This is a genomic window from Thauera carbonicopians (assembly GCF_025699485.1).
Lineage (GTDB): Bacteria > Pseudomonadota > Gammaproteobacteria > Burkholderiales > Rhodocyclaceae > Thauera.
On the sequence record NZ_JANUXN010000004.1, the window covers coordinates 332148 to 345779 of the forward strand.

12 protein-coding genes and 1 riboswitch are annotated in these 13632 nt (G+C 67.0%); of the genes, 7 read left to right on the forward strand and 5 right to left on the reverse strand.

Annotated features, from left to right (window positions below; genetic code table 11):
- The first annotated feature begins 35 nt into the window (after window positions 1-35).
- Entirely contained in the window at window positions 36-1349 is a 1314-nt protein-coding gene (locus NX068_RS08900; RefSeq protein WP_263460911.1) for a mechanosensitive ion channel family protein, read from the forward strand.
- Window positions 1350-1623: 274 nt separating this feature from the next.
- Window positions 1624-2289: a YiaD family glycine zipper/OmpA-like lipoprotein gene (locus NX068_RS08905; protein WP_263460912.1), complete on the forward strand. Its 666-nt coding sequence runs from the start codon at window positions 1624-1626 to the stop codon at window positions 2287-2289.
- A gap of 112 nt (window positions 2290-2401) precedes the next feature.
- On the opposite strand, the gene thiC is transcribed toward NX068_RS08905, so the two are convergent.
- Together thiC and thiD are read right to left on the reverse strand one after the other, a co-directional pair.
- A complete protein-coding gene (gene thiC, locus NX068_RS08910) occupies window positions 2402-4318 on the reverse strand; it encodes a phosphomethylpyrimidine synthase ThiC (RefSeq protein ID WP_263460913.1) in 1917 nt (638 codons plus the stop codon).
- Window positions 4319-4471: 153 nt separating this feature from the next.
- Complete coding sequence (thiD, locus tag NX068_RS08915; RefSeq protein WP_263460914.1) at window positions 4472-5359, reverse strand: bifunctional hydroxymethylpyrimidine kinase/phosphomethylpyrimidine kinase; 888 nt, start codon at window positions 5357-5359, stop codon at window positions 4472-4474.
- Window positions 5352-5447, reverse strand: a riboswitch (TPP riboswitch). It overlaps the preceding gene by 8 nt.
- Window positions 5448-5543: 96 nt before the next feature.
- Here thiD and NX068_RS08920 point away from each other — a divergent pair.
- The 4 genes from NX068_RS08920 to NX068_RS08935 all read left to right on the forward strand — a co-directional run bounded on the left by NX068_RS08920 (window position 5544) and on the right by NX068_RS08935 (window position 9600).
- Window positions 5544-7124 carry a surface-adhesin E family protein gene (locus NX068_RS08920; RefSeq protein ID WP_263460915.1) on the forward strand — a complete coding sequence of 527 codons (1581 nt, stop codon included), beginning with the start codon at window positions 5544-5546 and terminating at the stop codon, window positions 7122-7124.
- A gap of 163 nt (window positions 7125-7287) precedes the next feature.
- Complete coding sequence (locus tag NX068_RS08925; protein WP_263460916.1) at window positions 7288-7941, forward strand: protein-L-isoaspartate O-methyltransferase family protein; 654 nt, start codon at window positions 7288-7290, stop codon at window positions 7939-7941.
- Between the two features lie 7 nt (window positions 7942-7948).
- A complete protein-coding gene (locus NX068_RS08930; protein WP_263460917.1) occupies window positions 7949-8272 on the forward strand; it encodes a rhodanese-like domain-containing protein in 324 nt (107 codons plus the stop codon).
- 26 nt (window positions 8273-8298) lie between these two features.
- Entirely contained in the window at window positions 8299-9600 is a 1302-nt protein-coding gene (locus NX068_RS08935) for a TolC family outer membrane protein (protein ID WP_263460918.1), read from the forward strand.
- A gap of 9 nt (window positions 9601-9609) precedes the next feature.
- On the opposite strand, the gene waaA is transcribed toward NX068_RS08935, so the two are convergent.
- Window positions 9610-10869 carry a lipid IV(A) 3-deoxy-D-manno-octulosonic acid transferase gene (gene waaA, locus NX068_RS08940; RefSeq protein WP_263460919.1) on the reverse strand — a complete coding sequence of 420 codons (1260 nt, stop codon included), beginning with the start codon at window positions 10867-10869 and terminating at the stop codon, window positions 9610-9612.
- Window positions 10870-11002: 133 nt separating this feature from the next.
- Between waaA and NX068_RS08945 the strand changes: the two genes are divergently transcribed.
- Entirely contained in the window at window positions 11003-12010 is a 1008-nt protein-coding gene (locus tag NX068_RS08945) for an NAD-dependent epimerase (RefSeq protein WP_263460920.1), read from the forward strand.
- Between the two features lie 62 nt (window positions 12011-12072).
- Here the strand turns inward: NX068_RS08945 and argB are convergent, their stop codons facing one another.
- Both argB and NX068_RS08955 read right to left on the reverse strand, forming a co-directional pair.
- Window positions 12073-12975 (reverse strand): acetylglutamate kinase, encoded by a 903-nt coding sequence (argB, locus tag NX068_RS08950; RefSeq protein WP_263460921.1) that lies wholly within the window; start codon window positions 12973-12975, stop codon window positions 12073-12075.
- Between the two features lie 150 nt (window positions 12976-13125).
- Complete coding sequence (locus NX068_RS08955) at window positions 13126-13563, reverse strand: Hsp20/alpha crystallin family protein (RefSeq protein ID WP_263460922.1); 438 nt, start codon at window positions 13561-13563, stop codon at window positions 13126-13128.
- Between the last annotated feature and the right edge of the window lie 69 nt (window positions 13564-13632).

Here is a 13632-nt window from a genome sequence, read left to right on the forward strand (position 1 = left end):
GATATACGCTGGGGCGAGTTTTTCGTGGAGATGGAATGCAAGAGGATTTCGATGCTGCTGTCGGTGCGCTGGAGCAGCATCCAGCGCTTTACACGCTGGTAGCGGTCGGCAGTCTGCTGGCCCTCGCCTGGCTGGCGAACTGGCTGACCAAGCACGTCCTGCTGCGCGGCCTGCGCACGCTGCTGGGCGCGAGCGTGCTTGCCCGGGACGGCGAGCCGGGCGGAACGAGTCCGATGCGGGTGGTGTCGCGGCTGTCGAACGTCGTCCCCGCGCTGGTGCTGATGATCGGCGTCGGCATGGTGCCGCACCTTCCCGAAGCGCTGGTGACGGTGGTCCAGAACGTCTGCAGCGCCTTCATCGTGCTGACGGTGGCGCTGGCGCTGGGCGGCCTGATGAACATTCTCGGCGCGCGCTATCAGCGCCGCCCGAGCGCCCGGATCCGGCCGATCAAGGGTTATGTCGAGGTGACCAAGATCGTCATCTACTTCATCGCCGCGATCCTGATGGTGGCGAGCCTGGTCGATCGTTCGCCGCTGATCCTGCTGTCCGGCCTGGGGGCGATGGCGGCGGTGCTGATGCTGATCTTCCAGGACACCTTGCTGTCGCTCGTCGCCAGCATCCAGCTGGCGTCCAACGACATGGTCCGGATCGGCGACTGGATCGAGATGTCGCAACTGAACGCGGATGGCGACGTCATCGACATCGCGCTGCACACGGTGAAGGTGCAGAACTTCGACAAGACCATCACGACCATCCCGACCAAGCGCCTGATCTCGGATTCGTTCCGCAACTGGCGCGGCATGCGTGAATCGGGCGGGCGGCGGATCAAGCGCAGCCTCTACATCGACCAGCACAGCATCCGCTTCCTGACCGACGAAGAACGCCGGCGCCTCGACCGCTTCGCGCTGCTCGACGGCTACCTGCCGGCCAAGGAGGCCGAACTGGAGGCCTGGAACGCCAGCCTGCCGGGCGGCGAGCGCGACGTCGTCAATCGCCGCCGCGTCACCAACATCGGCACTTTCCGTGCCTATGTCGACCGCTACCTGCGCCATCACCCCGGCGTGCATCAGGGCATGATGCTGATGGTGCGCCAGATGGCGCCGACTTCCGACGGCCTGCCGCTGGAAATCTACTGTTTCTCCAACTCCGTCGTGTGGGCCGAGTACGAAGGCACGCAGTCGGACATCTTCGACCATCTGCTGGCCATCCTGCCGGAGTTCGGCCTGCGCGTGTTCCAGCATCCCAGCGGCGCCGACATGCGTGCGCTCGGCCGCGGCATGCAGGCGTCGGAGGGCTTCCCTGCCGGCATCGATGGCGGCCCGAGCGTGATCGACAGGGCGCGCGGATAGGCCTTCTCACGGTCGCCGTCGCGGGCATCCCGGGGAGGTGGCCGATCCACGCAGCCTGTCGGCCGTGACGTACGACACGCCGACGGCGATGCTGTCCGGTGCGCCGCTGCCTGCCTGTGCTCCGGTTCTGGCAACATGAGCGATCCATGCGATTTTCATCATGCGGATGGCCGGCGCGGAGCCGGTCATCCTTTGTTGCACACCGGGCTGGCGTAGGTACCGCACTGGGCGTGGATAATCGCCTGGCCTGTTACAAATCTGGAGGCTGGACATCATGAAGAAGATCATCGTTTCCCTGACTGCGCTCACCTTCGCCGCCGGCGGCCTGGTCGGCTGCGCCAACATGAGCGAAACCCAGCGCGACACCGGCGTCGGTGCCGGCATCGGCGCCGTGGCCGGTGCGGCGATCGGGCGCGCGACGGCCGGTGGCAACAAGAGCAAGAGCACCACGACCGGGGCGGCGGTGGGCGCCGCGGTGGGCGCTGCGGGCGGCTATCTGTGGTCGCAGCACATGCAGAAGCAGAAGGCCGAGATGGAGCAGGCGACCCAGGGCACCGGCATCGGCGTCAGCCAGACCGCCGACAACCAGCTCAAGGTCGATATCCCGAGCGATGTCTCCTTCGACACCGGCCGCTACGACATCAAGCCGAACATGCGCCCGGTGCTCGACCGGCTGGCGGGCGGCTTGAACCAGCACCCGGTCACCACCGTCACCATCATCGGCCACACCGACAGCACCGGCAGCGACGCGGTCAACAATCCCTTGTCGATCAACCGTGCCGCCGCAGTGCGCGACTACCTGACGGCGCGCGGCGTGTCGGCGCAGCGCATCGCCATCGACGGCCGCGGCTCGCGCCAGCCGGTCGCCGACAACTCGACTGTGTCCGGCCGTGCGATGAACCGCCGCGTCGAGATCTTCGTCGGCGAAGCGGCACAGTAAGGCCGTCCGGTTTTTCCCGGGCCGGCTTCCTGCCTGGCCCGAAAGAAATTGGCAACGCCCGCCCGGGAAGCTCTCCCGGGCGGGCGTTGTCGTTGTGCCGCCGGAACCGTGCTCAGACGTTCCGATAGACTTCCGCGCCGGATTTGACGAACTCGACGGCCTTCACTTCCATGCCCTTGCTCAGCGCCTCGGCCTCGGCGATGCCCTGGGCGGCGGCGAAGTCGCGCACGTCCTGGGTGATCTTCATCGAGCAGAAGTGCGGGCCGCACATCGAGCAGAAGTGCGCGACCTTGGCCGAATCCTTGGGTAGGGTCTCGTCGTGGAATTCACGCGCCTTGTCCGGGTCGAGGCCGAGGTTGAACTGGTCTTCCCAGCGGAACTCGAAGCGCGCCTTGGACAGCGCGTTGTCGCGGATCTGCGCGCCCGGATGGCCCTTGGCCAGGTCGGCTGCGTGCGCCGCCAGCTTGTAGGTGATGATGCCTTCCTTGACGTCCTGCTTGTTGGGCAGGCCCAGGTGCTCCTTGGGCGTGACGTAGCACAGCATCGCGGTGCCGTACCAGCCGATGGTGGCCGCGCCGATGCCGCTGGTGATGTGGTCGTAGCCGGGGGCGATGTCGGTGGTCAGCGGCCCCAGGGTGTAGAAGGGCGCCTCGTGGCACTGCTCGAGCTGCAGGTCCATGTTCTCGCGGATCAGGTGCAGCGGCACGTGGCCCGGGCCTTCGATCATCACCTGCACGTCGTGCTTCCAGGCGATCTGGGTCAGTTCGCCCAGGGTCTTGAGCTCGCCCAGCTGGGCGTCGTCGTTGGCGTCGTAGATCGAGCCGGGACGCAGGCCGTCGCCGAGGCTGAAGGCGACGTCGTAGGCCTTCATGATCTCGCAGATTTCCTCGAAGCGTTCGTACAGGAAGCTTTCCTTGTGGTGGGCCAGGCACCACTTGGCCATGATCGAGCCGCCGCGGCTGACGATGCCGGTCATGCGGTTGGCGGTCAGCGGCACGTAGCGCAGGCGCACGCCGGCGTGGATGGTGAAGTAATCCACGCCTTGCTCGGCCTGCTCGATCAGGGTGTCGCGGAAGATTTCCCAGCTCAGTTCCTCGGCCTTGCCGTTGACCTTCTCCAGTGCCTGGTAGATCGGCACGGTGCCGATCGGCACCGGGCTGTTGCGGATGATCCATTCGCGGGTCTCGTGGATGTTCTTGCCGGTCGACAGATCCATCACGGTGTCGCCGCCCCAGCGGATCGCCCAGGTCATCTTGTCGACTTCCTCGTTGATCGAGGAGCCGAGCGCCGAGTTGCCGATGTTGGCGTTGATCTTCACCAGGAAGTTGCGGCCGATGATCATCGGCTCGGTCTCCGGGTGGTTGATGTTGGCCGGGATGATGGCGCGGCCGCGGGCGACTTCGTCGCGGACGAACTCGGGCGTGATCTCGGCGGCCAGGCTGGCGCCGAAGCTCTGCCCCGGGTGCTGGCGCAGCAGCATGTCGGCCATGCGCTGGCCCTTGGGGCCGGTGGCGCGCAGGGTCTCGATGTAGCGGGCGCGGTTCAGGTTCTCGCGGATGGCGATGTATTCCATCTCGGGGGTGATGATGCCGCGGCGCGCATAGTGCATCTGGCTGACATTCTGCCCGGCCTTGGCGCGGCGCGGCTTGCGGTGCAGGCCGGGGAAGCGCAGTTCGTCGAGCGCCTTGTCGGCGGCGCGCTGGCGGCCGAATTCGGAGGACAGGTCGGGCAGCACCTCGGTGTCGCCGCGCTCCTCGATCCAGCCCTGGCGCAGCGCAGGCAGGCCGGAGCGGATGTCGATCTTCGCCGCCGGGTCGGTGTAGAGGCCGGAACAGTCGTAGACGAAGATCGGCGGGTTGGGCTCGGCGCCGAAGGAAGCCGGAGTGTCGCTTTGCGTGATCTCGCGCATCGGCACGCGGATGTCCGGGCGCGAGCCTTCGACGTAGATCTTGCGCGAGTTCGGCAGCGGCGCGATCGCCGCTTCGTCGACGTGGGCGGATGAGGCGAGGAATTTTTCCGGGGCGTTCATGAGGGCTGTCTCCGTGTTGGGTGTTTGAATCGTGTACGGCGGGATGGAACTGGGAAAAGGCTGCACCGCCAGCGCGGAATGCGGAGATAGGGTGGTGCGGCGGGGAGGGCGCGAGGCGCTGCGGACCTTCTCGGTGCGGGGCGCCGGAGGGGTTCAGTCCGAACCGTTCCGTACGCGCCACAGCGCGTGGAAGTGATGGACCGGTCCATGGCCGCTGCCTACCGCCAGCTGGTCTGCATGCGCGATCGCATTCACCAGCCATTGGCGCGCATGGCGTACCGCTGCTTCGACCGGGCGGAAGTCGCCCGCCGTCTGGGGCAGCAGCGCGGCGATGGCCGAGCTCAGCGTGCAGCCGGTACCGTGGGTGTTGCGGGTGTCGATGCGCCGGGCGGGCAGTTCGACCATGCGGTCGCCGTCGAACAGCAGGTCGGTCAACTCGTTGCCCGGCAGATGGCCGCCCTTCAGCAGCACCCAGCGTTCGGACGACTGCGGCAGCAGTTCGCGCAGGCGCTCGGCGGCGCGGTACATTTCCTTGACCGATTCCGGGGCGCGCTGCTCGAGCAGCACGCCGGCTTCGGGCAGGTTGGGGGTGATCATGAAAGCCTGCGGGAACAGCGCCTCGCGCATCATCGCGATCGCGCTTTTTGCCAGCAGGCTGTCGCCGCTCTTGGCGACCATGACCGGGTCGAGCACGACCCTGGCGGCCTGCCAGTGGGCGAGGCGGTCGGCAACGGTGGCGGTGACTTCGGCGCTGCCGAGCATGCCGATCTTGGTGGCGTGCAAACGCACGTCGGCGAACAGGGTGTCGATCTGCAGGCGCAGGAAATCGGTCGGCGGCACATGCACGCCGGTCACGGCCTGCGTATTCTGCGCGGTCAGAGCCGCGACCACGCCGCAGCCGAAAGCGCCGAGCGCGGAGAAGGTCTTGATGTCGGCGAAGACGCCTGCGCCGCCTGACGGATCGATGCCGGCGATCGAGACGACGTTCGGAATGTGGGATGTACTGCTGGCCGCAGCCGCGGATGATGCAGATGAGTTCATGAGTCCGTTTCCCTACGCCGGTGCGAGCCGGATCAGGTTCCAAGGGTGTATCTCAGCCCATTCGCCATGGGCACCCCCAACGAGAGCGGCAGACGATACTGCATGTGCTCTCGTGTGGCAAGGGTCTCAAGATTTCGCTGGCGGGGTCGTTTAGGATCGTACCGATCCGAATCCGGCTGTTTCGATGAAACCGTTCCGTCCGCTTCTCCTCGCCATGCTGGTCGCCATGCCCTTGCAGGACGCGCTTGCCGCCGACTGGCAACTGGTGCTGAGCGACCGCAGCCGGCGCGTCGAAATCGATCGCGCCAGCATCTTCTCGTCCGACCGCGGCACCAAGGTGTCGTGGGGCAGGGTGGTGCTGGGCAGGGCGGAAGCGGCTGCTTCCGGCTACGCCACGATCAAGGCGCTAAATCGTTATGACTGCCAGAACCGGACTTTCGCCACCGTCAAGCGCGTCTATCTGGACATCGACGACAACATCGTGCGCGAGGAGCCGGTCGCCGATGCGCAGCCGCTGCAGGTGACGCCGGGGTCGGTGGATGAACGGATGTGGCGCGAGGTCTGCGGCCCTCCATCCGCCGCCGACATCCAGAAAGTCGCGGGCGAGATCCAGAAGCTGGCCGGGAAGGCCATGCCGCAGGCAATCGCCGTCAAGCCTGCCGAGCGGTTGCAGCCTGTCGAAGCGTCTGCCCGTCCCGGCCCGATCGAGGCGGGCGATATTTCGGCGCAGCCGCTCCGTGCGGCGGATACGCAGCCAGCGCCGGCGTCGATCGTGCCGGGCTTGCCCGGCGTCAAACCGGCCAGGCCTGATGCGCAAGCGATGGCGCGGGAGGCGCCCAAAGCCCCGGAGGCTGCGCCGCAGCGCCCGGCCGGGCGGCCTGAACCCATGGCTGCCGTGCAGAAACCGAAGCCGAGCGCTGCGCGCAAAGCGTCCGCGGGCGAGGCGGCCAGGCCACGCGCCACGCCGCCGGCCCGGTCGCCAGGGGGAAGCGGGCAGCCGCCAGCGCTTGCGGCGAAGCCGGTGGGCGAGGCGGCAAAGGCCGATCCGCTGGAGGCGCTGCTGCAGGCCCAGCGCAGCAGACCGGCAGGGCCGGGCTGGAGCTACGAGGGCGAGACCGGCCCCGACGCATGGGGGCGGCTGCGGCCCGACTGGCGCACCTGCAGCGAGGGGCAGCGCCAGTCGCCGATCGATCTGCGCGAAGGCCTGGCGGTCGATCTGGCCCCGGTCAAGTTCCATTACCACGCCAGCGGTTTCCGCATCAGCGATACCGGCAACACGCTGCAGGTCGATGTCGGCGGCGGCATGGGCATGGAGGTGCGGGGCGTCCGCTACGAGCTCGAGCGCTTCACGCTTCACCGCCCGTCGCAGGAGCGCATCGGCGGCATGGCCTACGACATGGCGATGTACCTCGAGCATCGCAGCGCCGGCGGCGACATCGCGATGCTGGCCGTGCAACTGACGGTCGGCACGGAGCCCAACGCGCTGCTGCAGACGTTGTGGAACAACCTGCCGCTCGATCGCGGCCGCGAGTACGTGCCCGATGCGGCCATCGACCTGGCCACTTTCGTGCCGGCCGATCCGGCCCATTTCCTTTATCTGGGCTCGCTGCCGACGCCGCCCTGCACCGAGGACGTGGTGTGGGTGGTGATGAAGACACCGGTGGAGATGAGCGCCGATCAGCTCGCCCTCTTCAGCCGCCTGTACGCGCGCAATACGCGGCCGATCCAGCCGACCAACGGCCGCCTGGTGCTCGAGTCGCGCTGAATCCGCGTGCCTGGCGTTCGCGGCTTCGCTTCCCGCGCTTCGCCCGCGATCCATTCCCGTCGCAAGGCATCAACTGCGTTAGAATGACGCGGTTTTGCCACGATGGACGGCGTATCGAGTCGGCGTCCGCCAAGAGTCCGCCTATTTTCGCCGGGAGCACTTGATGAACTTCGAAAAAGCACGCTTCAACATGGTCGAGCAGCAGATCCGCCCCTGGGAGGTGCTGGATCAGGACGTGCTCGATCTCCTGATGACGGTCAAGCGCGAGGAATTCGTGCCGGCGGAGGCGCGCGCGCTGGCGTTCGCCGACGTCGAGATCCCGATCGGCTGTGGCCAGATGATGCTGAAGCCGGTCATCGAAGGCAAGGTGCTGCAGGCGCTGCAACCGTCGAAGTCCGACTCCGCGCTCGAGATCGGCACCGGTTCCGGCTTTTTCGCCGCGCTGCTGGCCGCGCGCTGCGAATGGGTGCGGACGATGGAAATCGAGCCCGAGCTGGTCAAGCTCGCCTCCGCCAACCTGGAGCGCAATGGCGTCGAGAACGTCGTCGTCGCCCAGGGCGATGGCATCGACGGCTGGCCCGAGCGTGCGCCGTACGACGTGATCGTCGTTTCGGGCGGCGTGCAGGAGGTGCCGCAGGCGCTGCTGGAGCAGCTCAAGGTCGGCGGCCGCCTGTTCGCCTTCGTCGGCGAGGCACCGGTGATGAAGGCCCGCCTGATCACCTGCGAGGCCGAAGGGCGTTTCCGCAGCGAAGACATCTTCGAAACCGTCGTGCCGATGCTGCAGAACGCAGCGCGCCGCGACAGCTTCAGCTTCTGAGCCGCCCATGCAGCAGATCGGTCCGCGCGACCTGGCCGAGCGCCTGAACGATGCCTCCCGGGAAGCGCCATTGCTGCTCGACGTGCGCGAGCCCTGGGAGTTCGAACTGTGCCGCATCGACGGTTCGGTGCCGATGCCGATGGGCAGCGTGCCTGCGCGCCTTGCCGAACTGGATCGCGACCGCGAGACGGTCGTGATCTGCCACCACGGCGGGCGCAGCGCCCAGGTGTGCATGTTCCTCGAACATCAGGGCTTCAGCAGGGTCATCAACCTGGCGAGTGGCGTTGCCGGCTGGGCGGCACAGGTGGATCCGGGCATGCCGCAATACTGAGCGGCAGCCTGTCTCCGGAGGTTCGAGTGAATCGCATCCTGGCAATCTGTCTGTCCACACTGTTTTCAGGCAGTGCCCCGGCGGCCGATCTGATGCAGGTGTACCAGGAGGCGCTGGCGAACGACGCGAAGTTCTCCGCTGCCCGTGCGCAGTTCGAGGCCGGGCAGGAGAAGGTGGCGCAGGGCCGTGCCGGCCTGCTGCCGCAGATCGGCCTGAATGCCGATGCGAGCTGGAACGACAACGAGATCGAGGCCCGCGCCGGCAGGACGTCCGGCGACTACGACCGGCGCGGCTACGGCGTCCAGCTCAGCCAGCCCTTGTTCCGCTGGCAGAACTGGGTGCAGTTCAAGCAGGGCGAACTGCAGACCGCGCTTGCCGGCGCCCAGTTCGACGCGCAGCGGCAGGAGCTGGTGCTGCGCGTCGCCGAAGCCTATTTCGACGTGCTCAACGCCCAGGATGCGGTGGATGCGGTGAGCCAGCTGCGCACCGCGGCGGGTGAGCAGCTGGAACTGGCCAGGACCAGCTTCGAGGTCGGTACGGTGACGATCACCGACGTGCACGAGGCACAGTCGCGCTTCGATCTCGCCTCGGCGCAGGAAATCGCGGCACAGAACCAGCTCGAAGTGGCGCGCCAGGTGCTGGCGCAGATCATCGGCAGGCAGCCCGACATGCTCGCCGGTCTGCGTGAAGGCGTCGCGCTGCAGCGGCCGCAGCCGGACAGCATCGCCGATTGGGTGAATGCCGCCGAGGCGGGCAACCTGGGCGTGCAGGCGCAGCAACTGGTGCGCGAGATCGCCGCGCGCGAAGTCGAGCATGCCCGGGCCGGGCATCTGCCGACGGTGGATCTGATCGCCTCGCATGGCGTGATCCACCGGCCGCAACTGGCGACCGATCGCAATGAAAGCACGACCATCGGCGTGCAGCTGAACATGCCGCTGTATGCAGGCGGGCGCGTGTCTTCGGTGACGCGCGAGGCGGCGGCGCTGCGCATGAAGGCCGATGCCGACCTGGAGGATGCCCGCCGCACGGCAGCCCTGGCCGCCCGCCAGTCCTGGCTCGGGCTCACCAGCGGCATGGCCGAGGTGAGGGCGCTGGAGGCCGCCAGGATTTCGTCGGCGTCGGCGCTCGAGGCCAACAAGCTCGGCTACGAAGTCGGCGTGCGGATCAACATCGACGTGCTGAACGCCCAGACCCAGTTGGCCGATACGCTGCAGCGCCTGTCGCGGGCGCGTTACGACACGCTGCTGGCGCAGTTGCGGCTGAAGGCGGCGGCGGGCACGCTGGGCGAGGACGACGTCCGCGCTATCAACGCCCTGCTGGCGCCCTGAACGCCGGCTTCAGGCTTTCAATCCTTCGAGCATTTCCAGCGTACGCGCGGTCGCACCGCGGTCGGCTGCGGCGAAGGCCTTGCCGGCGGCGATCATGACATGGCGCGATGCTTCGTCGTCCAGCAGTGCAAGCCCGATGCGGATGCCGTCCTCCGCATCGGTGGCGCGCTGCGCCGCGCCCGCGCAGATCGCCTGTTCGGCGGCAGCGGCGAAGTTGAACGTGTGCGGGCCGACGACGACAGGGGTGCCCACGGCGCAGGCCTCGATCAGGTTCTGGCCGCCGAAGGGCAGCCAGCTGCCGCCGATCAGCGCCACGTCGGCTGCTGCGTAGTAGACGAACATCTCGCCCATCGAATCGCCCAGCCAGACGCGGGTGTCGCCGTCGACCGGGGCATCGTCCGAACGCCGCTGCAGCTTCAGGCCGCGGCGGGCCGCCAGCCGTGCCGCTTCGTCGAAGCGCTGCGGGTGGCGCGGCACGAGCGCGAGCAGCACTTCCGGCGGGGCGAGGCGGGCGAAGGCCTCGAGCAGCAGCTCTTCTTCGCCGTCGCGGGTGCTGGCGGCGAGCAGCACGGGCCGCTGGCCGATGCGGCTGCGGAAAAGACCGGCGCGGGTGTCGATATCCTCGGGTGGGGTGATGTCGAACTTGATGTTGCCGGTGACCAGCACGCGGCGGGCGCCGAGTGCGGACAGGCGTGCCGCATCGGCCGCGGTCTGGGCGCCGATCGCGCTCAGCGCGCCCATCGTCAGCGCGCTCAGTGCCGGCAGGCGGGCATAGCGCTTCGCCGAGCGTTCCGAAAGCCGGGCGTTGGCGAGCATCACCGGGATCCTGCGCCGCCGGCAGGCGGCCAGCAGGTTGGGCCACAGCTCGGTTTCCATGATCACGCCGAACTGGGGGCGGAAGTGGCGCAGGAAGGCGTGCGCGAAGCAGCCGAGGTCGTAAGGCAGGTAGCAGCGCAGCACGCGTGCATTGCCGCTGAACAGGCTCTGCGAGGTTTCGCGCCCGGTCGGCGTCATGTGGGTGAGCAGGATGCTGTGCTCCGGCCAGCGCTGCAGCAGCGCCTTGACCAGCGGTTCGGCGGCACGGGTCTCGCCGACCGACACCGCGTGCACCCAGATGACCCGGGTCGGCGCACGCACCGCGTAGCGGCCGAAGCGTTCGCCGAGGTGCCTGAGATAGCCCGGCTGGCGCCGCCCGCGCCAGACGAGGCGCAACAGCACGAGAGGCAGGGCAAGAATCCACAGCAGCGTGTAGGGGAGGTGGGTCAGCATCGAGTCGGGTGATGAATCGGTCACGCAAGTATAAGCAAGGATGGCGGCAGCGGTGTTTCAATGGCGCGGCATGTCACGGCGGCATGCGATAATCGGAGTCCTTCGGATTTCCTGCCTTTTTTCTGAGAGCCCCATGAAAGTTCTTGTCACTGGTGCCGCCGGCTTCATCGGCATGCATGCCTCCCTGCGTCTGCTCGAGCGTGGCGACGAAGTCGTCGGCCTCGACAATCTCAATGATTACTACGACCCGACGCTGAAGGAGGCGCGTCTCGCCCGCCTGACGCCGCATGCGGGTTTCCGCTTCATCAAGATGGACGTGGCCGACCGCGCCGGCATGGAGCGGCTGTTCGCCGAGGAAAGGTTCGACCGCGTGATCCATCTCGCCGCCCAGGCCGGCGTGCGCTATTCGCTGCAGAACCCCCATGCCTACATCGACAGCAATGTCGTCGGCTTCATGAACATCCTCGAAGGCTGCCGCCATTCCAAGGTGCAGCATCTGGTCTATGCGTCGAGTTCGAGCGTCTATGGCGGCAACACCAGGATGCCGTTCTCCGAGGCCGACAGCGTCGACCATCCGGTCAGCATCTACGCCGCGACCAAGAAGGCCAACGAGTTGATGGCTCACACCTACAGCCATCTGTACGGCCTGCCGACCACCGGCCTGCGCTTCTTCACCGTCTATGGCCCGTGGGGCCGGCCGGACATGGCGCTGTTCCTGTTCACCAAGGCGATTCTCGAAGGCCGGCCGATCGACGTCTTCAACCACGGCAAGATGAGGCGCGACTTCACCTTCGTCGATGACATCGTCGAAGGCGTGATCCGCACGCTGGATCACACTGCCGAGCCGGACCCCGCGTTCGATTCGGACAATCCCCATCCGGGCCGCGGCAAGGCGCCGTTCCGGGTGTTCAACATCGGCAACAACAATCCGGTGGAGCTGATGGCCTTCGTCGAGGCCATCGAAGAGGCGCTGGGCACGACGGCGCAGAAGAACTTCATGCCGCTGCAGGACGGCGACGTGCCGGCCACCTATGCCGACACCGATGCGCTGAACGAATGGACCGGCTTTGCACCGGCCACCAGCGTCAAGGACGGGGTGGGGCGCTTCATCGCCTGGTACCGCGACTACTATCGCGTCTGAGCTTCATTCTGGACGACGAAGGCCCGCCCCGCGCTTGCCGCGGGGCGGGCTTTTCTTTGCGCTTACTTGCTCTTGATCATCGTGCCGACGCCATGGTCGGTGAGGATCTCGAGCAGCAGGCAGTGTTCGACGCGGCCGTCGATGATATGCACCGACTTCACGCCGTTGCGCGCCGCATCCAGCGCCGAGCCGATCTTGGGCAGCATGCCGCCGGACAGGGTGCCGTCGGCGACCAGTTCGTCGATCTCGCGCGGCGTCAGGCCGGTCAGCAGCTTGCCGCTCTTGTCGAGCACGCCCGGCGTGTTGGTCAGCAGCACCAGCTTCTCGGCCTTCAGGATCTCGGCCAGCTTGCCGGCGACCACGTCGGCGTTGATGTTGTAGGTCTCGCCTTCTTCGCCGACGCCGATCGGTGCGATCACCGGGATGAAATCGCCCTTGTCGAGGAAGGAAATCAGGCTCGGGTCGATGCTGGTGATCTCGCCGACCTGGCCGACGTCGACCAGGTCGCCCGCCGGGGCGTCGAGCTTCTGCATCAGCAGCTTCTTGGCGCGGATGAAGCTGGCGTCCTTGCCGGTGAGGCCCACGGCCTTGCCGCCGGCCTGGTTGATCAGGTTGACGATCTCCTTGTTCACCTGGCCGCCCAGTACCATCTCGACCACTTCCATGGTCTCGGCGTCGGTGACGCGCATGCCCTGGATGAACTCGCCCTTCTTGCCGACGCGGGCCAGCAGGTTCTCGATCTGCGGGCCGCCGCCGTGCACCACGACAGGATTGAGGCCGACGAGCTTCAGCAGCACGACGTCGCGGGCGAAGCAGTCCTTCAGCTTCGGATCCGTCATCGCGTTGCCGCCGTATTTGATGACGATGGTCTTGTCGAAGAAGCGCTTGATGTAGGGCAGGGCTTCGGCAAGGATTTCGGCCTTGCGGGCCGGGCTGACGGTGTCGGCGGCGCGGGTATCGGTCATGGGGCGTCCTCGGTTGCAGTGGGAACGAAAGTACCCAGTTTACTGTGCCGCCCGTGGTTTGGCGCGGGCTGTTGCAGGAATGGCAGCAGGCCCGCCACTCCCGCTCCGTGAGGAAGTGACGGGCCTGCAGTTGCGGGCTCGTGCCCGGCTTCAGTCGATGCTCAGCCGCTTGGCCTGGGCTTCGGCCTTCTTCGGCAGCGACAGTTCGAGGACGCCGTCGTTGAACCTGGCGGACGCCTTCTCCTCGTCGATTTCCTGGCCGAGCTGGAAGCTGCGCGACACCTTGCCGAAGTAGCGCTCGGTGCGCAGGACTTTTTCGCCTTCCTTGACTTCCTTCTCCTGCTTGCGTTCGGCAGTGATCGATACCACCGGGCCGTCGATGTGGACGTGGATGTCTTCCTTCTTCATGCCGGGCAGCTCGGCATGGACTTCGTAACCACTGCTGCTTTCCTTGACGTCGACACGCATCTGGGGCGCTTCGCCACCGGCGCTGGCGAGTGCGCCGCCACCGAAATCCACCGGGCGGACGAAGAAGCCGCGGAAGAAATCTTCCAGCGGATCGACACTGCGGGTCAGATTGTTGCTCATCGCTTGGTCTCCTTCTGCTTGAGTTGGCCGGCAGTCTCTCCGGCCTCGATACGAATATGGGAGCGGGTG